The sequence below is a fragment of the Tychonema sp. LEGE 07196 genome (assembly GCF_963890365.1).
Classification (GTDB): domain Bacteria; phylum Cyanobacteriota; class Cyanobacteriia; order Cyanobacteriales; family Microcoleaceae; genus Microcoleus.
The window spans coordinates 82861-105133 of sequence record NZ_CAWPRX010000070.1; the positions used below are offsets into that span (position 1 = coordinate 82861).

The following is a 22273-nucleotide window of genomic DNA, read 5'->3' on the forward strand; positions in this document are numbered from 1 at the left end:
CGATTGTTCGCCACCTTTGATTTCTGTAGGGGCGGTGTTCCAGTGCCCGCCCTATTGTTCTCTTTCGGATCTTCGAGTAAATGTAAGGTGCGCTGCGGCGCACCCTACAGGATAGAGATTATCCTCAAAACTCTTTCTTATCTTCCAATTCCCACATATTGGAAACCAGCCGCTTCTAAAACCTTCTTATCTAAGAAATTGCGGCCGTCAATCATCACCGCATGATCCATCAACTTCGCCATTTTTTCATAATCTAAACTGCGAAACTGTTCCCAATCAGTCACCAACACCAAAGCATCGCAACCGTCAGCCAATCTTTCAGGATCTGTTTCTACCAAAACTCCCGACAAACCGTGACGCATCCCAGTTTGAGAAACAATCGGATCGTAAGCTTTAACTTTCGCTCCCAATCGGTTCAAATTGTCGATTAAATTCAGCGAAGGAGCATCCCGCAAATCGTCAGTATCCGGCTTAAAAGTCAAACCCAAAAGTCCGACTGTTTTACCTTTAAGAATCTTCAAAACTTGCTGCAATTTCTCAATAGCAATCAAGCGCTGGCGTTCGTTAACTTCCACCGCCGCCCTGAGCAAATGCGCCTCATAGCCGTAATCCTCAGCAGTGTGAACTAAAGCTGAAACATCTTTGGGGAAACAAGAACCGCCCCAACCGATGCCGGCTTGCAGAAATTTGCCGCCAATCCGCGAATCTAAACCGATACCTTTGGCTACTTGGGTAACATCTGCACCAACGCGATCGCAAATATTAGCTACTTCATTAATAAAGCTAATCTTCGTCGCCAAAAAAGCATTAGCTGCATACTTAATCATCTCCGCCGAACTGATATCTGTCGTCACGACAGGTACTGCCGCCAATGACTGATTTTCGGCAAACTTGCGATCGACAATCGGCTTGTACAACTCTAGCATCATATCAATAGCTCGCTGAGAGTTGCTGCCGAGAACAATGCGATCGGGATTAAACGTATCGAAAACAGCGCAGCCCTCCCGCAAAAACTCTGGATTGCTAACCACATCAAATTGCACGCCAGTTTTTGCTGCTACTTCCTCACCAGTAGCCCCATCACCGCTTTGAGGTTTTTGACGTTCAGCCAAACCATCTAATACAATCCTCCGCACCCAATCCCCCGAACCGATGGGCACCGTGGATTTGTTGACAAGCACTTTGTAATCGCCGTCGAGGTGAGCTCCAATGCCGCGCGCAACAGCTTCTACGTAGCGAGTATCGCTTTCCCCCGTAGGCAAAGGAGGGGTTCCCACGGCAATGAATAAAATGTCCCCGTGAGCGACTCCTGCTGCTAAATCTGAAGTAAATTCTAGATTTCCCCATTGAGAAGCAGAGGACATTAATTCAGACAGTCCGGGTTCAAAAATTGGCGACTGTCCCGACTTCATTAATTTGACTTTTTCTTCGTTGTTGTCTACGCAAATAACGTGATGTCCGATGTGTGCTAAGCAAGTGCCGGTAACTAAGCCGACGTATCCTGTACCGATGACGCAAACACGCATATAAATGTCCTCAAAGTTGGTGAATTAATCAGATGGAAATGAAGGAAGAAGGAAGAAGGAAGATGGAAGATGGAAGATGGAAGATGGAAGAAGGAAGATGGAAGTTCGGCAACGAGCAATGTACGGGATGTAACGGATGTAAGTCCGTCGGAAGAAGGAAGAAGGACGAAGGAAGAAGGACGAAGGAAGAAGGAAGAAGGACGAAGGAAGAAGGAAGAGATAAGTAGAAAATTCTTGTACCCTATTTTTCATCTCCCCCTCTCCCTATCTCCCCCTCTCCCTATCTTCCCCTCTCCCTATCTTCCCCTCTTCCCCTCTCCCTATCTCTACTGTTGGTTTCCCTCGATGCGATCGCGAAAATCTTTCACAGTCAATTCTAAACCTCGATCCAGCGGCACGGTTGGCTCCCATCCCAACCAAGTTTTAGCACGAGTAATATCCGGTTGTCGCTGTTTTGGATCGTCTTCCGGCAGAGGTTTGAAGATAATTTCTGCCCCTGGATTAATCATGTTTTGAATTTTTTGTGCCAACTCCAAGATAGTGTATTCGCCTGGATTCCCCAAATTCATCGGCCCAATTTTGTCGCTATTCATCAAGCGAATGAATCCTTCTACCAAATCAGAAACGTAGCAAAAACTCCGGGTTTGGGAACCGTCGCCATAAACAGTCAGCGGCTGATTTCGTAAAGCTTGAGCAATAAAATTGCTGACAACTCTGCCGTCATTTTCCAACATCCGGGGGCCGTAGGTATTGAAGATTCGCACAACTCGAATGTCTACCCCATTTTGACGGTGGTAATCAAAAGATAAGGTTTCAGCTACTCGCTTGCCTTCGTCGTAACAATTGCCACAAAAAGCAGCCCGGCCGTTCCGGCGGACGCAGATAACGTGATTGCGAACATTGACGCAGTAAACATTGCCAGCATAGCGAACTGGTTCGGGATTCACCAGATTTGCATCTTTTGCAGGCCGAATATTAACTCGATAAAGGTCGCGACCAACTGCATGATTTACCACCGTTGCGGCATAGCCACAGCGCATAGCCAACTCTTGTACATCGTCAGCTAATTGTTTTGACTTAGTGTAATAAGCGCAGGCATTTCCTCTTTCAGAGCCATCTCCCAAAATCAAAGCTTTCAACAAAATTAATGACTGTCGCTGAGAAAGATTCAGATATTCTCGCGGTATGTATTTGTCGCCCGACTTGCCCAGTGGCAGCAGAATTTCTGCTAACTGTTTGCTACAAATCCGAAATTGGTGGTCGTCCGAGTCGAAAAACTTAAAGGGAGTCCGCTTTAGACACTCTGCTATAGCTGTCCGTCCTTCTGGATTTTGTTGAGCAATCAATATGTTGTAATCAGCAACATCATAATTGGAGCCATTCACTACTCGCGCTCGTCTACGGACATGGACGCAACCTTCAGAAATGTAGTAGCCCAGGAATTCTAGCCAATCATCCATCCGCACCCGTTCGACGTTTACTTTAGCATTGCGCGGGGGTTCTCCTAATTCAAACCATTCTTTTTCTGATCCTAAAAACTCTGCTCCTGTGATGGCTCTTTGATGATGCCAATATAAATCTGTATCGGCTCGAATAAATTTCAATTTTCCTGTTCTGTTTTTGACATACATCGAGTGATTGGGAGTCACGCAAAAATCAAATTTAGTGTTGGCAAACCGGAGCAAGTTACCCACATAGGGTTGTACGATTAACTCATCGGGAACGTGATATTCAATCTGATTCTCTGGATTGAGGGTTGCTACGGGGACTCCCGGCTGTAATTTGGGAAAAGGTATCCAGCCGTTTTCTGTCAAAATTTCAGTATTTTGGTCGTAACAACTGCGAATTCCGATACAATTAACGTTGCCGCGATAATCTTCTGTTTGGGGATGTACGTCAGGATCTCCGTACACTTCGGATGTGGAAGCGAGAAAGAATCTTGCTTTTACCCGTTTGGCCAATCCCAACATATTCATCGTGCCGATGACGTTTGTTTTAATTGTCTTGACAGGATTGTACTGATAGTGTATGGGGGAAGCTGGACAGGCAAGATGGTAAATCTGATCTACCTCTAACCGAATCGGTTCGGTGATGTCGTGGCGGATCAGCTCAAAGTAGGGGTTGTCCAGCCATTTGAGGATATTGCGTTTAGTCCCGGTGTAAAAGTTATCCAGGCAGACTACTTCGTGTCCTTGGGCCATTAAGCGATCGATTAGGTGGGAACCGAGGAAACCCGCACCGCCTGTGACTAAAATTCTCATGGGGGAAACTGCCGTTCTGTTTAGGGGTAGGACTGTGGTACAAAAATTCAGTCGATCGAATGAAACTTAAATAATAGAATAACAAAATTGCGATCGCCTGTGTAAACACTTATGCGTCTCTTTCATCAAATCTTTAATTAACTTAGCATTTTCAAATATATTGAACAAAGTGCTATAATTCGCAAATGTCAGCTAGCAATTTTTATTAAAGCTTCAATATTTCCGGGAAAATACTGTTGACAATAATTCAGTTTTAAGTTATGGATTATTGGTTGTTTGTTATGCGATCGCTTCTGTGTGTAGTTATCTAAGGAGTTACGCATAAATACCTAAAAAACCTGCTTTTTGACGACTGTTAAAGGGTCAAATGAAGTATTTCCGTAAACAACCCGCTTTCTCAAGACTAAAAAGCAGTGTCGCTGTCGGCTCTTGGTGGAATCTCAGCAGCAGTTAAAGTAACGATTTTACCGTCACGCCAGATTCTAATTGATTGTCCTAGTCTGGGATGTTTTTCAATTGCTTGAGCGATGGCTGCTTTGACACCTGCGTCAATGCGATCGGGCAATAATCTCAGGGAAACTGTCGTTTTACCTGAACCGTTAGGGCCGCCAATAATGTAAATGTTTGGTAGAATAGTAATATCAATTTTATTGCTGAGGTTGTTGCTTGAGTGGGTAAGGGCGATCGCGCTTCCTGATTGTAGTCGCTTCACCCTACCAATTAGTTGAGTTGTGGCAAAATTTTAGTTAGCGTTGTTATCGTTGATGTCTAGATTTTCTATTGACAATTCTGAATCTTGTGAGGTCGGTATTCGCAGGTTTAGAAAAAATACTATTTGATTGTTATCGATATTTATATTCGTTACATTAACAATACAATTTTCTGGTAATAAATCTTTGACCGGGAATTTAGCAGACGACTGAGTTTTATATCCAGCATCCTCAAGCCATTCAGCAATATTTCTCCAGTTTTCTATCTTTTCAATGCCTTTACCCACAAAGACTTTAACGTATTTATAAATAGTGGCACACAGGTCAGTTTCCACACCCTTGGGATTCTTTTGCAGCTTTTCGGCGATTTCAGCGGGACTGTTGCCACAAAGCAACCCCCGCAGGTGCAGCTTTTCAACGGGGGTGAGAGGCTTTCCCTTAACGGCGGCCAAGTCGGAGTACAGAGTTTTTCAGTCCCAGCGGCTTTCTGCTTCGACGAAGCGATCGTTTGTGGATGCCATAAATAGGTGTGTGTAAATTTCCTGATGGAAGTCTAACATAATTCCTGATGTATGTCAGATAAATGCTGTGATTGGTTAGGTTATTATAAAGTAATATTATCAAAAAATACAGCGCTGTTATAATCAGGTAGTTATGAACCGTGAAATAGTAATACAAGTTGCTCGTGAGGCAATCGCTCAAAGGCTTTCTGCTGACTCAATGATAAAGTTACAAAGCGTTGCCACACAGTATGGAGAGCAGCAACAGCTTGTGGATGATGTTGAGCATTGGTGGCAAGAGCTAAACAATACCGACTTCGATACATTGTCCAAACCAGAAACAGATGAATGGTTGGATAAATTGCTGCGTCGTCTTCCATAGTCGCTAAAGCCCTAGAAATGAGAAAGTAAAGCTCAATTAATTTTAGTACAGTTCAGAAAATTTTGAGAGGAAACCATGCCTTACAGTGAAGAAATTAACCGAGTAAACCCTACTGCATTCCTATTTGCTATTGATCGCTCTGGCTCAATGGGTGAGTTAATGCCTCACGGTCAGTCTAAAGCTCAATGTGTGAGCGACGTGATGAACCGAATCTTTACTGAATTGATTCTTAAATGCACTGGGTCAGAGGGAATTCGTCAATACTTTGACCTGGGGGTGATTGGCTATGATACTACACTAGGAGTTGCTAATCCCCTTACAGGCGATTTAGCTAAAGAATGGGTAAATTCCATCAGCCTTTTTGCAACGAATCCGCTGCGAGTTGAAGTTCGACAGAAAAAAATACCTGATGGGGCTGGCGGCGTTATTGAAACTAATGTTAAGTTTCAAGTTTGGTTTGACCCAATTGCCAAGGGAGGAACGCCGATGTGCGCTGCTTTGCAAACAGCTTATGATATTCTTAATCACTGGTGTGCAACTCATCCAAATGCCTACCCTCCTCTCTTTATTCATATTACAGATGGGCAGAGTACAGACGGCGATCCCGAAGAACTTGCTAAGAAGATCCAACAGCTATCTACGAATGATGGAAATGTCTTAGTATTCAACATTCACCTTTCTAGCCAAGGGAGTGAGACGGCAATGCTGCCATCCTCAGTGTACGGTTTACCTGATAATTACGCAGAAAAACTATTTCGGATGTCAAGCTATATGCCAGAAAAAATGGTAGCTTTTGCTCAGCAAGCAGGAATAAAGAATGTTTCATCAGAATCACGATGTTTTGCCTACAATGTTCAGGAAATAACTCAACTGGTTGAACTCTTGGATATCGGTACAAGGGCGGCAACGGATGCTGTGGGAATGGATCGCTAGGTGTACATTATTAAAATATAGTCATGGCAAGACAAAACATCTCGCTCGAATGGGTAGCACTCATGCTCTTAGTAGGCTTCCTGCTGTTTATTATGGCAAATATTTGTCAAAATCAGCAGAAAAAAAACGTGAATAAAGATAATCAAGACCCTCAACCAGATGGTACATCAGATCACTCGGCATCTTCCGTTAGAGATGATAGCACTCCTGAGCCTAACTTTCCTGTAGAAAACTATTCACCCGGAGAGATTCAAGACACCATAGCAAAAGAGGAAACATCAACGGAGGAAGAATTTAGAAATTTAGGCGATCGCGTCTTCAGAGTTCGCAGATTTCAAATTCAAAAGCAGGGATTGAGCAAAGCCGAATGTGAAGATAAAAGTGCTTTGAGTTCTTCTACAGCTTCGGCTCTCCGCGTAGCAGTCGCCGACGGTGCAACCGAGAGCCTATTCAGCGGTATCTGGGCGGATCTTGTAGTGAATAGCTATGTCGAAAAAGGTGATGAACTCCTCACTGCCTCTGGTTTAGAGTCTCCACATCAAGAATTTGTGCAGAAAAGTAGCCAGCAAATATTACAGATGCCCGATACACAACATTGGTTCATGTATGAAAAGCTAGAGCGGGGAAGTCATGTAACTTTTGCTGCTGTTGAGTTTTTCAGTCCAGAGAAAATACAAGCTTTAGCCGTCGGAGATAGTTGTATTTTCTGGCGCAATGGAGAGAATGAAGAGGTAGGGATGCTGCCAGAACTATCCCCCGAAGATTTTGGTGCTTTCCCTACATCTATCTGTCACCTACCTAGAACCTGGCAAACCCTCAATCAAAAAATAATTAGAAAAGAAGTTCACCTAAAAGATGCCTTTCAGATAGTTCTTTGTACAGATGCTTTAGCTTGCTGGCTCGTGAAAGAGTTAGGTAATGATTTTGCTACATGGGAACAACTATTTCATATTCCTGATGCTATCTATTTTACAGACTTTATCGCGACCCTACGGGAGCGCAAAGAGATCCGAAATGATGATGTAACTTTGGTGCTGATCGATGCCATACCCCTCAATGACCGACTACAATGAGGTTCTTCAAAACCCCAAAGTAGCTTTTAAAAGTCCTGAACTTCAAAGTGCGAATATTGAGCAAACACCACTGGGGCTTCCTCGTTTAGTTTCTGGTGGCTTTGCTCTGACAGCTTGTGCGACACAAACAACTGGTCATAGCAATAAATGGGCTATTCGCTGCTTTCATAAAGAAGCGCCAGACCTTCAGGAACGATATCAGCATATCAGCGATTTTCTCCAAAAACAAACTGATAATTTTTTTGTTAAGTTCCAATATGAACCAGAGAGTATTCTTGTTCGAGGAACTTGGTATCCCATTGTAAAAATGGCTTGGGTTGACGGGGATTCCTTAAATGAATACATCGAAGATAACCTCAATAACCCGCAACACCTTCGCAATCTTGCCGAGAAATTTAAGTTAATTAGCCAGCGACTCCATGAACTAAATATGGGTCATGGTGATCTTCAACATGGAAACATACTGGTTGGCAGTAATGGTCATCCTATTTTAATTGATTATGACGGGATGTATGTACCAACGATGCCCTATAAAAATAGTAATGAGATAGGGCACATCAATTTTCAACATCCTAGTCGAACCGGCTCTTTTTTTAATGCTCAAGTTGATCGCTTTTCCCTGATTATTTTGTATGTGAGTCTTCAAGCTTTAGCATCAGATTCTAAACTATGGCAAAAGTATCATACAGGTACAAATCTAATCTTTAGCCGCAAGGATTATCAAGACCCTAATAATTCATCACTATTTTCCGATTTAAAAAATATATCTCAAATTGACTCACTGGTTAGCGGCATTAAGAATTTATGCCATTGCGCTGTTGAGGATATTCCTACTCTTGAGGATTTTTTAAACCCCAGTATTACTCTGCCACAGCAGCGGAATCCTGCGTCTTCAGCTAATATTACAGGTTCTACGAGCAGCCCAGCAATCATACAAACGCCCTTTAAAATTTTTGCTGCTAATGATATCCTAAAACTGGTTCGCCAAGAGGGAGAAACCATAACGATAGTGGGTAGGGTCGTAAGGGTTGGGACTGATGACTTTGGCTCTATTACTTTTATAAATTTTGGAGACTTTCGTTCTTCACAAGGCTCGTATAAGCCATTTACCATTGTAGTTTTTTCTCAAGGATTAGCAAAAATTAGAAAGGTCAAAGGATGGGATTCGACAAAACTAGAAAGCCTGACAGGACAATATGTTGAAATTACGGGACTACTTGCTATTTACCAAAAAAGATTTAGACAAGACTACAAAGTTCCTCAAATCATTTGGGAAGACCCTTATCAAGTAAGAATAATTAGCAAGGCTGAGGCTGACAAATTGCTGGTTCCACCCCCTCAAACACCAGTCAGCCCCACTCCAACAATATCAACTGGGTCTTTTTCTGCCTCATCTGGGTCAATTCCACCCAGACCTGTACCGCCATCGGCATCCTCTCCCTCGCTAACACCGACACCGATAGCAACATCAACTGGGCCTTCTTCGGGCTCATCTGGGTCAATTCCACCCAAACCTGTACCGCCATCGGCATCTTCTCCCTCCCCAACACCGACATCAATAGCACCACCAACTGGGTCTTCTTCGGGCTCATCTGGGTCAGTTCCCTCCAGACCTGCACCGCCATCGGCATCTTCTCCCTCCCCAACACCGACATCAATAGCACCAACAACTGGGTCTTCTTCGAGCTCATCTGGGTCAGTTCCCTCCCGACCTGTACCGCTACCTTCAGCACAAACCAGTTCCCAAACATCATTGCAAACTCCACCGCTAACTACACCGCCAACTACAAAACTAACTACATCCCAAACTCCCCCAGAGAATCAGTCTAATGGGGGTTGTGCAGTCATTTCACTCATACTCATACTAATTTCGATCGGTATAGCATTTATGATGAATTATCGACCACCAGACAATCGGCTCAAACCAGAAAAAAACCAGAAACTAGATCCTCCAAAAAATTCATTATACAATGACAATAGAGCCACTTCTCAAGAGACAAAATTGCCGGATACAAATACATCAAATTCTACTCGTTTATACAACTTTCCCATGAGTTCATGTGGTGATAGCGACCCTGGCTACGTCACTAATTGGTATCCTGTATATATCAATTACAGCGAGAGAAATTTAGCAATAATTCGTGCTAATTATTGCAGAGATGCTATACCTGTGTATAGAAACTATCAAGGTACGACTTCAATTTTAGTTGCTTCGTTTCTCAACCGCTCAACTGCTCAAGAATTTGCTAATTTTATGAAAACAAAAGTAGGAAGTGGAAAAGTTGGGACACAATAAAAAGCCAAATTAATTTTATTAATGATAACGCGATCGCCTCCCATTCACCAAAAGTAATCTTCCAGGATTTAATTAAAATAGCGAACCATTTTTCACTATAAAATAAAAGGCATCCTCAAAAACAAAAGTGGCAAATAACATACCTAGATTACTTCCAGGCGAAAGCACAGTCGGACAATTTGGCGACTTGAACAAAATCCGCCGCACCGGGGACAACCTTACACCCCACCATATTCCATCCGATGCTTATATGAAACAAATAGGAATCTCTGGTTACACTAGAAACAAGGGTATTGCTATCTTGATGGAACAGCCATATCCAGGAACGGGTGGTCGTCATCGGCGCACACAATCCTATGGACAAAGACCAGACTTTAGTCTATCACCCCGGCAAGCTCTAGCTAGTGCGGTGTGGGATGTGCGATCGATTTATCGCCAAGATAGACTGTATACACCACAAATTAGGCGGAATTTACAACAAGTCATCAAACAAAACAAGCTGGCATGGTCGGGTACTTTTGATAAAGTGGGAGAGATAAGATGAACGTTACTCAATTAATAGAAACATTAAATACTAATAAATTTATGCGATCAGATGAGGAAGTAATGAGTTTTGAATACACTTTAGCCGAACTTGCCCTACATCCTAATAGCGAATATTTGCCAGCACTTTATCTGGTTTTCGATGACAGATGCGAACAACATGAAGTCATGTATGGTCTCATTCATTTTCTGGAGTCTTTTGAGCTAAAAGACCAGTTGCAAGCGTTTATTGATAGCATAGACAGAATGATTGTGAATGCTAAAGAATGGACAATGATACTACTTTATGGAATTCTCAATCAGGATTTAGCCCGGAATTTATATAGCCAGATGTTACATTCTAACCATTCTCAAAATCAGGATTTATGTACGCATTTGCTGCGCGAAATAGTTGCAAATCAATCCCCTCCTTTATCTTCCCATGCTGAGTCAGTTATTTCCGGCGCAACTGCGATCGACATTAATATTGATGAAATTCAGAGGGATTTGTCGAGCTTTATTAAACTCATCCAAGATGGCAATATCTTGGTACTCTTGCAAGACGATCGGCCAATAGCCGAAATTAAACCAATCAAATAAAGCGTGTGGCGCAAGTACAGTAGATTGCCATTTACTGTTGGGTGGAGGCGGGTTTATTAAGATTGTTGGTACTTGTTATATATTGTTGGTAAACCCGCCCCTACAGAACTTCATCACATACAATTTTGAATTAAATCGAAATGATTTCAATTCCCTCAATTAAAAAACAAACTCGGCTCTACATGAAAAAAACTCCCCAGAATCAATGCCAACTCCTTACCAATATCTCGATCGCCATTAACGACTTCAGACACTCTTGTTTCAGATCCCATAACTTCCACCAAATCCGCAGGTTGTAACTCTCTTTGTTCCATCAAAAACACCAGTATTGAACGAGGCGTTGCTGTGGCTGCTGGTGCATAGTATTCTTGCTCAAATTTTTCAATCAATGCAATCAGCAATTCATATAACTCATTTTCTTCAGGAGTGCGATCGCACTGGTGCATCAACTCTTCCACCACAGCCAGAGCCTGCTCATTATCCGCTTCATTTCTAATTATTTTCGGCTGATACTGAGACAATAACTCTTTGTATTTATCTGCATTAAAAGTAAGGGTCATTTTTCCATTTCTCCTTATCATACTCAGCATGGGTGAGAATGTATTTGATATAAATTAATTGGGTTTCATAATCAATGCTAACTATTAATCGATAATTATTACCTTTGATATTAAAAACTGTAACCCCCCAACAGCTTCGGCTTTAGGAAAAACAGATTGTACCTCAATTAAGTTAGACCATTTAGCCTTGCTAGCAATTTTAAATTAGTTATCCAAAGCTTCCCCGCAATCAGCATGAGTTTCGCTGTATTCACGCACCCGTCGGTAGCTGATTATGTGCATTTACTATAAGCAATTTAAACTAAAATTCAGTTTAGTTCAACCAATTTCTTTCGTCAAGTACGCGCGTGCCCAGCTATCCCGTAGGGAATCGCCCTTAATCTGCAAAAGGTAGAATAGGCCGTCGGGCCTGTTCCTAGAAAGAAAACAGACTCTTTGTTGGGAACAGGCCCGAAAGCCTGTTCCTGACAAAAAGCCACACAAACTACGAATCGCGATCGAGCTTCAGCACAGCCATAAAAGCCTCCTGCGGCACATCCACAGTACCAACAGACTTCATCCGCTTCTTACCCTTCGCCTGCTTTTGCAGCAACTTCTTCTTCCGCGAAATATCACCGCCGTAACACTTCGCCAACACATCCTTCCGCAAAGCCGGAATATGTTCCGAAGCAATCACCTTCGCACCAATAGTCGCTTGAATCGGCACCTTAAACTGATGGCGCGGAATCAACTCCTTGAGTTTTTCCGTCAAACCGCGGCCCACATTGTAAGCCTTATCTCGGTGCACAATCATCGCCAAAGCATCAACCGGATCGCCATTAATTAAAATGTCCAATTTCACCAACGGATTTTCGCGATAACCGATCAGGTGATACTCCATACTCGCATAACCGCGCGATCGCGATTTCATCTGATCGAAAAAGTCAGTCACCACCTCCGCCAAAGGCAACTCATAAACCAGCGTAGTCCGCCCCTGACTCAGATACTTCATATCCATAAAAATGCCCCGCCGATTTTGAGACAACTCCATCAGCGTCCCCACATAGTTTTCCGGCGACAGCATTTCTACCCGCACATAAGGTTCCTCAATCTTCTCCCGATACTGAGGATCTGGCAAGTGACTCGGATTGTCAATTGTTAACACTTCTCCTTTAATTGTTGTGACTTGATAAACCACAGAAGGAGCCGTAACAATCAAATCCAAATTGTATTCTCTCTCCAGTCTTTCCTGCACAATTTCCATGTGCAGCAAACCCAAGAAACCGCAGCGAAAACCAAATCCCATCGCACTTGAAGTTTCCGGTTCGTAGGAAAGCGCCGCATCGTTGAGTTCCAATTTTTCCAAAGCTTCCCGCAAGTCGGGAAATTGGTCAGCATCGATCGGGAACAAGCCGCAAAAAACCATCGGCTTAGCCTCCGTATAACCGGGCCAAGGCTCCGGTGCAGGCTTCTTGACCAAAGTAATCGTATCCCCGACGCGAGCATCAGCTACGGCCTTAATTGCCGCGCCGAGATAACCAACTTCCCCCGCGTGCAGTTCGTCTACTTGAACTTGAGTCGGTGAAAGCACGCCCAATTCATCGATGACATATTCCTTACCCGAAACCATCAACAAAACCCGATCGCCCTTTTTGACACTTCCGTCCATTACCCGGAAATACACAATTACCCCGCGATAAGCATCGTAATAACTGTCAAAAATTAGCGCCCTCAGCGGTTTGTCAACAGTATCCTGCGGCGGCGGCACTTTTTCGACGATCGCCTCCAAAATCTCATCAATACCAATTCCTTCCTTAGCAGAAGCCTCAATCGCCTCGCTACAGTCCAGACCGATAATTTCTTCAATTTCTCCTTTCACCCGTTCCGGTTCCGCCCCCGGCAGGTCAATTTTATTTAAAACCGGAATAATTTCCAAATTATTTCCCAAGGCAAGGTAGACATTTGCCAAGGTTTGTGCTTCTACGCCTTGAGATGCGTCTACCACCAGCAGCGCCCCTTCGCAAGCAGCGAGCGATCGCGAAACCTCGTAAGAGAAGTCTACGTGTCCGGGAGTGTCGATCAGATTGAGCACGTACTCCTGACCGTCCTTGGCAGTATAATTCATCCGAGCCGCTTGCAGCTTGATCGTAATGCCGCGTTCGCGTTCGAGATCCATATTGTCTAAAAACTGCTCTTTCATCTGCCGTGCTTGCACAGTCCCAGTTTGCTGCAACAGGCGATCGGCCAAAGTGGATTTTCCGTGGTCGATGTGAGCAATAATCGAAAAATTACGAATGCGAGATACAGGAACGTTAGTCATAAAACCTATCGGCAAAATATTGACTTTTGTTGTATTGTACAGAAAGCTGTTGAACGGTTGGGGAAAAGCCGAACGCCAACATCCCCTCTCAAACCTCCAATCCAGTCAGGTTGCTCTACTCCCGGGCCTTCGCCACCTCAAAAATATTGGTGAGAACAAGCTGGCGGTTGACAACAACCAGATAATTTGGTCAAATTATGGAAGCGGGACGGTCAGGGTGTACAAAATACAGGTTTTGATCCGCTGCGAATCTCTACTAGGAGTAACGCATCACTTCCTTCAAAACACTTCCTTCACAACAAAAAAGCGTAAATTCCTAGAAGGAATTGAAACTTAAGAATTAAAACTAGGATTTTTTAACTATGAGCGAGTCAAGTATATCCTCCCACAGTTCATCAGAAAAAGTGGAACTGTCCATCCATATCGATCCTGAACTGCTAGACCAAATTAAGCACTTGACCAATGACCCCAACAAAGTAATTGAAACAGCAATCAAGCAGTGGCTCAGAGGCGAACGCCGCGAAGACGATCGCGCTATGAGCTTGCGCCGCAACCCCCCAATCCCACCCCGCGGTGAGTGGAACGACTGAGTTTCTCTCGCCCCAGACAGCGCCCGCAAATCTGCTGGCTGTGAAATTAGATCTCGCCCGCCCAAAATAAGGCTTCGAGAACCGGCAGATTTTGCCGCGAAAGCTAGAGGTTTTTCCGAACTCGCGCCGGTCAACTCACAACCTCGGAACTTTTCTTTTTTATGAAGCAAAAAATGCGCGCTCCATTCCCCGGCTTGATTTGTTCGTACCCTCAAATTTTGGCGTAATTTTCCAACTATATCGTTAATCCGTGCGCGCTACTAATTCCTAAATCTTAATTTTTATAGTTGAATTACCCAAAACTGCCGATCGCAAATAATTTTGAGTTTTGAGTTGAGTTAGGAATAAAAAAATATTATTGGTAAACTCATTAATAATATCATGTCAGGTCTACGATCGCAACAAAAATGGTTCGTAGTACGTCTGGGACTCCGCAACCAAAAAAGGGACGGTCGTCCGCACTATGAACCCATTTTAGCTCGGTCAATCGACAGGACACGATATAACTCAAAACGCAATGGAATCAGCCTAAAATATTTGTAAATTGTGAGTTGCCAGCTATGAATCATTAATTTAACAACCAACATTTTTGTATTGGCTCGATATAGCAAACGCGCTCGAAAAATAGGAGGTTCTGCCATTACTAAAACACGATAGGAAGATTGCTTTTTCATTCTTCCTATCCGTTACATCCGTTAAATCCAAAACAAGCGAATTCATCTTCCATCTTCCTTCTTCCTTCTTCCATAACTCACAACTTAACGATCGAAGCCCAAAACAATTTTGAGTCTTGAGTTTTAAACGATCGCCACCGCCCTGACGGTTAGGACATTCTCGCATTGCACTTTCCCCATGCGATCGATTGCAACAGAAGTCTGACTTCTGCCTTCTGCTTCTTGCTATAAAAACTCAACACTCAAAAATCCGAATTACTTTTATCCCTAATCTGATGGACTCTAACACGGATTTCCGGCGATCGAGCCTCGCCTCTACAGCCTTTTTTGAAGAGTTAGGGGCAGAATTAGTATTTACCCAAGACGCAACGGGTCGATATCTATCTTTTTACTGGCAAAAAGCCGAACAGTACAACCTCAGTGCAGAACAAATTGTCGATCGCCCCCTCAGCGAAACCCTGCAACCAATCACCCCCGCACCTTATCTCGATCTGCTGCAGCGGGCGATCGAAACCCTCGTACCGCAACGGTTCAGCTATCCATTTTGTCACGCCGGACAATATTTTATGTTCGATTTGACAGTCACTCCGGCGATCGACTCAAACGGTAAAGCTGCAAAAGTCTTAGTTATGGGAAGGCTGCTGTCTGACAAACCCGCAGAATCGTCGGCAGATGCCCCAGAATTCATCCCAGATCCAGCATTGCCATCTACCCCGGACGATCGCGAACAAATGCTGTATTCAGCGAATCGCATCGGTATCAGCCTCCCTTCCTACTCGGAAATCGACCGCAAAATCATCTCCGAAATCGCTAAAAATCTGCATAAAACCCTCGATCTAGATACAATTTTGCAGCAAATAGCTAACAGTTTTGGTCAAATTTTAAATGCAAGTCGCTGCATCATCTGTTCCTCCCACAAACAAAGTGAAATAATCGAATTTTCGCCATACATAGCCTCAGAAAATCAACACAATTTTCCAGTCTGTACCCCCGAATTACAAGAATTAATTGCCAGCGATTGCTCGCCCCCGCTTTCGAGAAATCAAATCGACAGTCTCCAATCGAAAACTTTTAAAGTAGTAGCTGAGTACCGGCAAGAACCTTACTCTTCGATGCTCGGATTAGAACTCCGCGCCGCCGAACAGCCTGGATGGATTCAAACTTTAGCCACTTTAAAACCCGTAGCAGTCGATTACGCCTCCCCCGTCGCCGATCCGTTCGATCGCCATTCCGCGCTCGTAGCAGCTACTTCCTATGAAGAACAACCCAATGCCCTGATATGTTTGCACCGCTGTGGCAGTTCCCCTTCCTGGAGTCCAATCGAGCTCGAATTCGCCCGCGAGTTAGTCGCTCAAGTCGGCAGCGCGATCGCCCACGCTACACTTTACCAAGAATTAGAACAAGCCCGCGCCGAAGCCGTCGCTCTTTCTCAACTTAAAAGTCAATTTCTTGCCAATACTTCCCACGAACTCCGCACCCCCCTCAACGGCATCCTCGGCTTCCTGAAACTGCTTCTAGACGGCATGGCCGATGACCCCGAAGAAGCGCACCAATTTATCGAAGAAGCTTATCGATCGGCCTTACACTTATTCAATGTGATTAACGATATTTTGGATATCGCTAAAATCGAAGCCGGCAAAATGGAGTTAGACTTCGCTCCCGTCAAACTCGGCGAACTGTTGCAGCAAGTTGAGAATTTTACACAAGTTCAAGTGCAGCAAAAGCGATTGCAATTTCAAATTCAAATCCCCGCAGCCGAGGACGAAATTGTGGTATACGGCAACTACCAACGCCTGCTTCAGGTAATATTGAACCTCAGCGGCAACGCAATTAAATTTACCCGAGAAGGAGGAATTCGCATCAGTGTCGAAGTTATCAAAAAAAAGGTAACTTTTTACAACCAGCAGTTTCCCGGAATGGTGAAAATCCGAGTTGCTGATACTGGCATTGGGGTTTCTCTCGACAAACAAGATAAATTATTTGAGTCGTTTTTTCAAGTGGACGGCGCTCGCACCAGGCAATACGGCGGCACTGGTTTAGGATTAGCTATTTCTCAAAGACTAATAGAAGCAATGGGGGGTACAGTAAATTTTTACAGTATGGGGGAAGGACTAGGTTCGACTGTTACTTTTACTGTGCCGCTTTATCAAGAACCACTCTTGAAAAATTAACGATCGGCAATCGGCACATTGAAGAAGGAAGTTCAGCGTACTCGAAGTATACAAGATTTAACTGAGGTAATCGATAGGAAAAATCAGGAATAAGCAAGAAGGATTTATAGTCTGGGATACAAAACCTTTATCTGTAGTGTAAGCAATGCCAACCTTACTGCTATTTAACAAATTTTAAGGATGGATCTTAAGGCAATTAGGAATCAGGAATCAGGAATAGGCAACAAGCAAAATATAGCGATCCGTGCATGACTTATATCAAATCATCTCTTCATCGGAATAGTAAATTAACTGTTAACTGTTAACTGTTAACTGTTAACTGTTAACTGTTGACTGTTCACATCATGTATGAGTGCAACCGGAATTAATATTTCTTCCGTTTCGTCAATAAAATTTATCGATATTGGGCTATTTTATTGCACACAAATTATATGACCGACAGCAGTATTAATTTTTACTTTATCCGCAGTCAAACTCCCTCATATCAAATCCTCTTTTCATCGGAATAGTAAATTAACTGTTAACAGTTAACATCATGTATGAGTGCAACCGGAATTGATATCATTTGGTGTTTTGGACTCAGATCGATCGCCCCCGTCGATGAGGGGTCTCACCCAGAATTCGCATCGGTCGAATCCGATGGGTACGGCTCAAAGCTCCTCTGTGTCGGTCTCCATGAGGATTTACACACCCGAATATACCCCTCAAATAGCCCACCTTACAAAAACTTAATGTCAACCTATAGGACTGACTAAGGTTGCCAATCCTCTAATGCAAACGACGATCGAGAAAACTTGGCACTCCAAATTGTATCTGAGAATCATAAAGACCATTTGACATCCTCCCACCGCTAATTCGGAGTACCGAATATAGCGGGGGATTCCCAAGATTGCTCTTTGGACTTCCTCTTTCTACGACCCGACTTACTTGAAGGAGTTTCCTCACCCAAGCAGTGGTCGATGTCTCCAGAAGCGTTTTCTAGTTCTAGACTAGACGTTCCTGTATGCCCTACAGTACGCAAACCTTTCTCTAATATATTTCTCGCCGCATTCCAGTCTCTATCTTGCGTATGCCCACAATGATGACAAATGTGAGTCCTGACACTCAGAGCTTTTTTGACAACTTTGCCGCAGTTAGAGCAATTTTGACTGGTGTAGTGCGGTGGCACAGCAATTGTGACCACACCAAAAACCTTGCCAAAATACTCAACCCATGTACGAAAAGTTGTCCAAGCTGCATCACTAATCGATTTGGCGAGATATCTATTTCTTATCATGTTCCGCACCCTCAAATCCTCATAAGCTACCAGGTCGTTAGAGCGGACTACGCATCTCGCCAACTTCACGGCGAAATCTTTACGTTGCCTACTTACTTTGAGGTGCTTTCTTGCCAGTTTGTTTCTCAACTTAGCTCGATTTTTCGACCCTTTTTGGGTCTTAGACAGACGACGAGAAAGACGTTTTAAAGACTTTTCACTCTTTCTCAGATGTCTTGGGTTTTCAACAGGCGAGCCCGTCGCTATCAGTATAAAAATGAGTCAGACCAACATCAAGACCAATAGTTTTAAATGTGGGTTCTTTTTTCTCAAGTCTTTCTTGGTCGATGCAAAACTGTGCGTAATAGCCATCGGCACGACGAACTACCCTGACTCGTTTGATTTGCTTCAATTGATAGAAATGCAAATCGCGAATCCCCCACAACTTAAAAATACCTGCACCAAAACCATCAGTGAAACTGATGTATCTGCGACATTCAGAAAGTTTCCAACCCGTAGTTTTGTACTCGACAGAACCATGAGTTTGTTCTTTCTTGAACCGTGGATATCCTTTTTTACCGGGTTGATTTTTCTTGCAGTTCTCAAGAAATCGAGCAATTGCCGACCAAGCTCTTTCGGCCGATGCTTGTCGGGCGAAAGAATTGAGTTGGCTTGCCCAAGCAAATTCTTTCGCCACGACAGCACAATATGCACTCAAATGATATCGTCCGATGGATCGGTTATCCATCCAGTATCTCAGGCAAGAATTACGGACAAAACGGGCAGTACGAATTGCCTCATCCAGCTTTTCGTACTGCTCGTTTTGTCCCTGAAGTTTTGCCTCAAACACCAACATAGTTACGTCGTTACATCTGACGTAATGTATTCTAGCATAGATCCTGCCCGCAATTCATCTCACCGCCAAAGGTCGTACCGTTATGGCGGGAGCCTTCTTCCGGTTGAAGGTAAGTCCCAAGTCGGACAGCCGGAGTCGGGCAAATTCAGTAAATTCCTGCTCTATTGGTGCAGTGGTAAACTGGTTGCTAGTCTGGTACAAAAAGGGTTGCTATGAATCAGCAAATATCAGCTCAATCGCAAAAACTTTTACTCCAAATTGGCAGAAAGATTCGTCGAAGCTTGGATCTCGATACTATTTGGCAGCAAACAGTTAACAGTCTGGGACAAACACTAGGCGTCAGCCGTTGCATCATGTGTCCCTATCCAAATTCTAGCCTGCAAGTCAAAGTAGCTGCTGAATACTGTCAAGAACCATTTCTACCCATGCTGGGAATGGAAATCTCGCTGACGTCAGCACCTCATTTCATTCAAGCTCTAGCCACCCTCGAACCGGTGGTAATAGAGTCCTTTAAAGCCGACGATATTTTTCAGAGACAGTCGTTGCTAGTGGTAGTTACGGCTTATCAAGAGCAACCTAATGGCATAATTAGCTTGCACCGGTGCGAGGGCGGATCGTCGAAGAAGGGTGGTAAGGCCGATCGACCTTGGACGAGTGGTCAGATCGAATTCGTGCAAGAACTTGCCGATCAAGTAGGAAGCGCGATCGCCCTCGCCACCCTCTACCAAGAGAGCAACCAGCGAGCACAAGGAATATCCCAGCTCAAAAAGCAATTTTTGTTTAGCGCCTCCCACGAGCTGCGAACTCCCCTAAATCACATCATCGGCTATCTTCAACTAACCCTAGACGATCAAGCTGAAGATCCGATAGAGGAGAGAGATTTTATCCAAGAAGCTCACCGTTCGGCGATCCACCTTTCTAAGGTAATTTCAAATATCTTAGATTACATTCAGTTAAGTGAAGTTTCCCAGACTCCCTCAGAGTTAGCCGCTTTCAGAAACAAGGAGGAATCTCAACACCAGTAAAAATTCGACCGCACATTAAAAAAGTAGACTATTTACCGTGCCTACAAGTATTCGGTCTCAAAAGAATGACACTGGCATCTATAGATTCCTTCAATAAAATCGGTTTCTGGCGACTCAATTATTTGTAGGTAATTAGGGTTTTATAAAAATAGGATAGCAGCAGCTACTAAACATAACATCCCGATTTATTTATCATAGTATGTGCGGTCGAATTAATCCATAAAATAAGTTTGTAGTGAGGATTTTAGTGTTCACAAAGCCCAGAGGAATAAAGTCCTCACTACAAACTTGTAAGCATTATTTTATCCCAATGATATTGCTAGGCGAAGATGGTAATTTCGCACCTTTAATATCTTTAAACTCTGCTTGATGGAACTAAGAATCGCCCTTTTTCTTTGTAGTTTCGGGAGGGCTGACATAGCGTGCCCAAAAAGGTTCTTTCATATTTTTGATCGCTGCTAGTTTTTGGCGTTCCTCCTTTATGTGGTTGCGTTCTGAAAAGTCAGAAAATATGTTGATAATGCCAATGGTTTCGCCAACCGCACCTCGCACCGGTGCCGCCCAAAGCCAAACATCGATCGAACTACCGTCCTTTTTCAACAAACACACTTCCAAACCCTTTTGCAGTAAGCCATTACGCGCCGATGTCAGTAGCGCGGAAAAATTCTGCTTTTGTGCTTGAAGAATATTCGGTAAAGGTTGCCCCAAAGCCTCCGCTGCAGTCCAGCCAAAAAGTTTTTCGGCGGCACGGTTCCAGATAATAGTACGGCCATCATTGCCGGTACAATTAATCGCTAGCGGTGCTGACGCTACCTGTGCTATCATTAATTCGTTCGCGAGTTGCAGTTTCAATTCTACTTGCTTGCGATCGGTAATTTCCTGACAAGCGCCCCACAAACGAACAACCCGCCCTTCAGCTTTGTCCCAAACCGCTTGCCAGCAATCGCGCACCCAGTGTACCTCCCCTTTTTTATTAACAATTCGGTACTCGTTTGCTCCCGTGCGGCTGAAACTACAACCTTCTAACTGTTTAATTAACCTTTCCTTGTCATCGGGATGAACGAGTTGGGAATTCCACCAACCAAACGATTCTAATTCTTCAGGAAGCACGCCCGTGAAGCGTTCAAAAGCTTCTGTAGCCCACTCGCCCACAAACTTGCCGTCTGGGAGTGCCTTAAAAGAATAGGCAAAATCCGAAGTGATTTTCGACATAACTATGTAGTGCGCTTCCGACTCTCGGAGTGCGATTTCTGCTTGCTTGCGCTCTCGGATTTCCCGCGAGTTAATTATAATTCCCTGCACGCTAGAATCGTGAACCAAACTATTACCTGTCGCCTCCATGCAGATCCAAGAACCGTCAGCGTGGCGTTTCCGATATTCGATCGCCCCGGCAATTCCCGGCTCTTGTAGCAATTTGCCAAAATAGGTCTGCCAAGCCAGTAAATCGTCTGGATGGATTAACTCGCCGTGAAACTTACCAATTCTTTCTTCTGAGTTGTAACCCAAAACCCGCTGCAGAGCTCCGCTGTGGTATCGCACTCCCCCGTCGGAGCCGATAATACTAATGATATCGGGAGAATTCCGCAGAATAGCTTGCACTTTGGCTTCGCTTTTAGTTAATGCTTGATTGTCCCTGCGGTGCTGTCTAATTTCTTTTTCTAACTCCTCCTTTAGCTGTCTGATTTGCGTTGCTTGCTGCGCGACTGTGCGTTCCAAGAGGCGATTGTTTTTTTCTAGTTCAATCAGCTTTGCCTCGTTATCGCTCGCGTTTTCTAACTGGCTGCTGGCTGCCACTTCCTGCAAACAATTGGATAAATTTTCTACGGTTTTTGTGAAAATAGCCTGTTGTGGGGGCGGCAATTCGCTAGCTTGTTCCTGCAACTTTTTTAAGTATTTGTAAACTGTTTCTAACATTTTATTAATGGGGTAATCTAATAGTTTCCACAGGCGCAAATTGTCTCAAAAAAAGACATTTTTTTTTAATACGATCTATAACTAATACCATTTTTCTAAAGATGTGGTATAGATGAAGTCTTAGTC

19 protein-coding genes and 4 pseudogenes are annotated in these 22273 nt (G+C 43.8%); 11 read left to right on the plus strand and 12 right to left on the minus strand.

Annotated features, from left to right (window positions below):
• Positions 1 to 137: 137 nt before the first annotated feature.
• Positions 138 to 1526, minus strand: a complete 1389-nt coding sequence (locus tag AACV78_RS09195; RefSeq protein WP_194011321.1) for a UDP-glucose dehydrogenase family protein — start codon at positions 1524 to 1526, stop codon at positions 138 to 140.
• A gap of 32 nt (positions 1527 to 1558) precedes the next feature.
• Here AACV78_RS09195 and AACV78_RS09200 point away from each other — a divergent pair, with 32 nt between their 5' ends.
• Complete coding sequence (locus AACV78_RS09200; protein ID WP_194011322.1) at positions 1559 to 1753, plus strand: hypothetical protein; 195 nt, start codon at positions 1559 to 1561, stop codon at positions 1751 to 1753.
• Between the two features lie 99 nt (positions 1754 to 1852).
• Here the strand turns inward: AACV78_RS09200 and AACV78_RS09205 are convergent.
• The 5 genes and pseudogenes from AACV78_RS09205 to AACV78_RS09225 all read right to left on the minus strand — a co-directional run.
• A pseudogene (locus AACV78_RS09205) lies at positions 1853 to 2452 on the minus strand (NAD-dependent epimerase/dehydratase family protein); the annotation flags it as partial.
• Positions 2453 to 2494: 42 nt separating this feature from the next.
• Positions 2495 to 3157: pseudogene (locus AACV78_RS09210) on the minus strand (LAGLIDADG family homing endonuclease); the annotation flags it as partial.
• Between the two features lie 183 nt (positions 3158 to 3340).
• A pseudogene (locus AACV78_RS09215) lies at positions 3341 to 3787 on the minus strand (GDP-mannose 4,6-dehydratase); the annotation flags it as partial.
• 403 nt (positions 3788 to 4190) lie between these two features.
• A complete protein-coding gene (locus AACV78_RS09220) occupies positions 4191 to 4499 on the minus strand; it encodes a hypothetical protein (protein WP_194011338.1) in 309 nt (102 codons plus the stop codon).
• Positions 4500 to 4529: 30 nt separating this feature from the next.
• Positions 4530 to 4949, minus strand: a complete 420-nt coding sequence (locus AACV78_RS09225) for a helix-turn-helix domain-containing protein (RefSeq protein WP_228042140.1) — start codon at positions 4947 to 4949, stop codon at positions 4530 to 4532.
• 202 nt (positions 4950 to 5151) lie between these two features.
• On the opposite strand from AACV78_RS09225, the gene AACV78_RS09230 reads away from it, so the two are divergent.
• The 6 genes from AACV78_RS09230 to AACV78_RS09255 all read left to right on the plus strand — a co-directional run bounded on the left by AACV78_RS09230 (position 5152) and on the right by AACV78_RS09255 (position 10803).
• Entirely contained in the window at positions 5152 to 5379 is a 228-nt protein-coding gene (locus tag AACV78_RS09230; RefSeq protein ID WP_194011324.1) for a hypothetical protein, read from the plus strand.
• Positions 5380 to 5454: 75 nt separating this feature from the next.
• Positions 5455 to 6312, plus strand: a complete 858-nt coding sequence (locus tag AACV78_RS09235; RefSeq protein ID WP_194011325.1) for a vWA domain-containing protein — start codon at positions 5455 to 5457, stop codon at positions 6310 to 6312.
• Between the two features lie 23 nt (positions 6313 to 6335).
• On the plus strand, positions 6336 to 7385 hold the full coding sequence (locus tag AACV78_RS09240; RefSeq protein WP_194011326.1) for a protein phosphatase 2C domain-containing protein: 1050 nt from the start codon (positions 6336 to 6338) through the stop codon (positions 7383 to 7385).
• Positions 7369 to 9681 (plus strand): protein kinase family protein, encoded by a 2313-nt coding sequence (locus AACV78_RS09245; RefSeq protein ID WP_194011327.1) that lies wholly within the window; start codon positions 7369 to 7371, stop codon positions 9679 to 9681. Before AACV78_RS09240 ends, AACV78_RS09245 begins: the two co-directional genes overlap by 17 nt.
• A 127-nt stretch (positions 9682 to 9808) precedes the next feature.
• Positions 9809 to 10225 carry a hypothetical protein gene (locus tag AACV78_RS09250; RefSeq protein WP_228042141.1) on the plus strand — a complete coding sequence of 139 codons (417 nt, stop codon included), beginning with the start codon at positions 9809 to 9811 and terminating at the stop codon, positions 10223 to 10225.
• Entirely contained in the window at positions 10222 to 10803 is a 582-nt protein-coding gene (locus AACV78_RS09255; RefSeq protein WP_194011328.1) for an Imm30 family immunity protein, read from the plus strand. The genes AACV78_RS09250 and AACV78_RS09255 overlap by 4 nt, the downstream gene beginning before the upstream one ends.
• Positions 10804 to 10958: 155 nt before the next feature.
• Here AACV78_RS09255 and AACV78_RS09260 read toward each other — a convergent pair whose 3' ends face one another.
• The 3 genes from AACV78_RS09260 to lepA all read right to left on the minus strand — a co-directional run bounded on the left by AACV78_RS09260 (position 10959) and on the right by lepA (position 13662).
• Positions 10959 to 11363: a helix-turn-helix domain-containing protein gene (locus AACV78_RS09260; RefSeq protein WP_194011329.1), complete on the minus strand. Its 405-nt coding sequence runs from the start codon at positions 11361 to 11363 to the stop codon at positions 10959 to 10961.
• Positions 11347 to 11472 (minus strand): type II toxin-antitoxin system HigB family toxin, encoded by a 126-nt coding sequence (locus AACV78_RS28705; RefSeq protein WP_368666964.1) that lies wholly within the window; start codon positions 11470 to 11472, stop codon positions 11347 to 11349. The genes AACV78_RS09260 and AACV78_RS28705 overlap by 17 nt, the downstream gene beginning before the upstream one ends.
• A gap of 375 nt (positions 11473 to 11847) precedes the next feature.
• Positions 11848 to 13662 (minus strand): translation elongation factor 4, encoded by a 1815-nt coding sequence (gene lepA, locus AACV78_RS09265; protein ID WP_194011330.1) that lies wholly within the window; start codon positions 13660 to 13662, stop codon positions 11848 to 11850.
• 19 nt (positions 13663 to 13681) lie between these two features.
• On the opposite strand from lepA, the gene AACV78_RS09270 reads away from it, so the two are divergent.
• Both AACV78_RS09270 and AACV78_RS09275 read left to right on the plus strand, forming a co-directional pair.
• On the plus strand, positions 13682 to 13999 hold the full coding sequence (locus tag AACV78_RS09270; RefSeq protein ID WP_228042142.1) for a hypothetical protein: 318 nt from the start codon (positions 13682 to 13684) through the stop codon (positions 13997 to 13999).
• Positions 14000 to 14024: 25 nt separating this feature from the next.
• Positions 14025 to 14252 (plus strand): hypothetical protein, encoded by a 228-nt coding sequence (locus AACV78_RS09275; RefSeq protein ID WP_194011332.1) that lies wholly within the window; start codon positions 14025 to 14027, stop codon positions 14250 to 14252.
• 573 nt (positions 14253 to 14825) lie between these two features.
• Here AACV78_RS09275 and AACV78_RS09280 read toward each other — a convergent pair.
• Entirely contained in the window at positions 14826 to 15092 is a 267-nt protein-coding gene (locus AACV78_RS09280) for a hypothetical protein (RefSeq protein ID WP_194011333.1), read from the minus strand.
• 109 nt (positions 15093 to 15201) lie between these two features.
• Here AACV78_RS09280 and AACV78_RS09285 point away from each other — a divergent pair, with 109 nt between their 5' ends.
• On the plus strand, positions 15202 to 17097 hold the full coding sequence (locus tag AACV78_RS09285) for an ATP-binding protein (RefSeq protein ID WP_194011334.1): 1896 nt from the start codon (positions 15202 to 15204) through the stop codon (positions 17095 to 17097).
• 850 nt (positions 17098 to 17947) lie between these two features.
• Here AACV78_RS09285 and AACV78_RS09290 read toward each other — a convergent pair.
• A pseudogene (locus tag AACV78_RS09290) lies at positions 17948 to 19208 on the minus strand (RNA-guided endonuclease InsQ/TnpB family protein).
• A 212-nt stretch (positions 19209 to 19420) separates the two neighbouring features.
• On the opposite strand from AACV78_RS09290, the gene AACV78_RS09295 reads away from it, so the two are divergent.
• Positions 19421 to 20233: a GAF domain-containing sensor histidine kinase gene (locus AACV78_RS09295; RefSeq protein ID WP_194011335.1), complete on the plus strand. Its 813-nt coding sequence runs from the start codon at positions 19421 to 19423 to the stop codon at positions 20231 to 20233.
• Between the two features lie 375 nt (positions 20234 to 20608).
• On the opposite strand, the gene AACV78_RS09300 is transcribed toward AACV78_RS09295, so the two are convergent.
• A complete protein-coding gene (locus tag AACV78_RS09300; RefSeq protein WP_194011336.1) occupies positions 20609 to 22147 on the minus strand; it encodes a PAS domain S-box protein in 1539 nt (512 codons plus the stop codon).
• Positions 22148 to 22273 lie beyond the last annotated feature (126 nt).

Excerpts from the sequence above, each read along its gene's own strand:
- AACV78_RS09295 (WP_194011335.1), top strand. The coding sequence starts at position 19,421 with ATGAATCAGCAAATATCAGCTCAATCGCAAAAACTTTTACTCCAAATT.
- AACV78_RS09200 (WP_194011322.1), top strand. The coding sequence starts at position 1,559 with ATGGAAATGAAGGAAGAAGGAAGAAGGAAGATGGAAGATGGAAGATGG.
- AACV78_RS09255 (WP_194011328.1), top strand. The coding sequence starts at position 10,222 with ATGAACGTTACTCAATTAATAGAAACATTAAATACTAATAAATTTATG.
- AACV78_RS09275 (WP_194011332.1), top strand. The coding sequence starts at position 14,025 with ATGAGCGAGTCAAGTATATCCTCCCACAGTTCATCAGAAAAAGTGGAA.
- AACV78_RS09230 (WP_194011324.1), top strand. The coding sequence starts at position 5,152 with ATGAACCGTGAAATAGTAATACAAGTTGCTCGTGAGGCAATCGCTCAA.
- AACV78_RS09240 (WP_194011326.1), top strand. The coding sequence starts at position 6,336 with ATGGCAAGACAAAACATCTCGCTCGAATGGGTAGCACTCATGCTCTTA.
- AACV78_RS09260 (WP_194011329.1), bottom strand. The coding sequence starts at position 11,363 with ATGACCCTTACTTTTAATGCAGATAAATACAAAGAGTTATTGTCTCAG.
- AACV78_RS09300 (WP_194011336.1), bottom strand. The coding sequence starts at position 22,147 with ATGTTAGAAACAGTTTACAAATACTTAAAAAAGTTGCAGGAACAAGCT.
- lepA (WP_194011330.1), bottom strand. The coding sequence starts at position 13,662 with ATGACTAACGTTCCTGTATCTCGCATTCGTAATTTTTCGATTATTGCT.
- AACV78_RS09195 (WP_194011321.1), bottom strand. The coding sequence starts at position 1,526 with ATGCGTGTTTGCGTCATCGGTACAGGATACGTCGGCTTAGTTACCGGC.
- AACV78_RS09235 (WP_194011325.1), top strand. The coding sequence starts at position 5,455 with ATGCCTTACAGTGAAGAAATTAACCGAGTAAACCCTACTGCATTCCTA.
- AACV78_RS09245 (WP_194011327.1), top strand. The coding sequence starts at position 7,369 with ATGACCGACTACAATGAGGTTCTTCAAAACCCCAAAGTAGCTTTTAAA.
- AACV78_RS09285 (WP_194011334.1), top strand. The coding sequence starts at position 15,202 with ATGGACTCTAACACGGATTTCCGGCGATCGAGCCTCGCCTCTACAGCC.
- AACV78_RS09280 (WP_194011333.1), bottom strand. The coding sequence starts at position 15,092 with ATGCGAGAATGTCCTAACCGTCAGGGCGGTGGCGATCGTTTAAAACTC.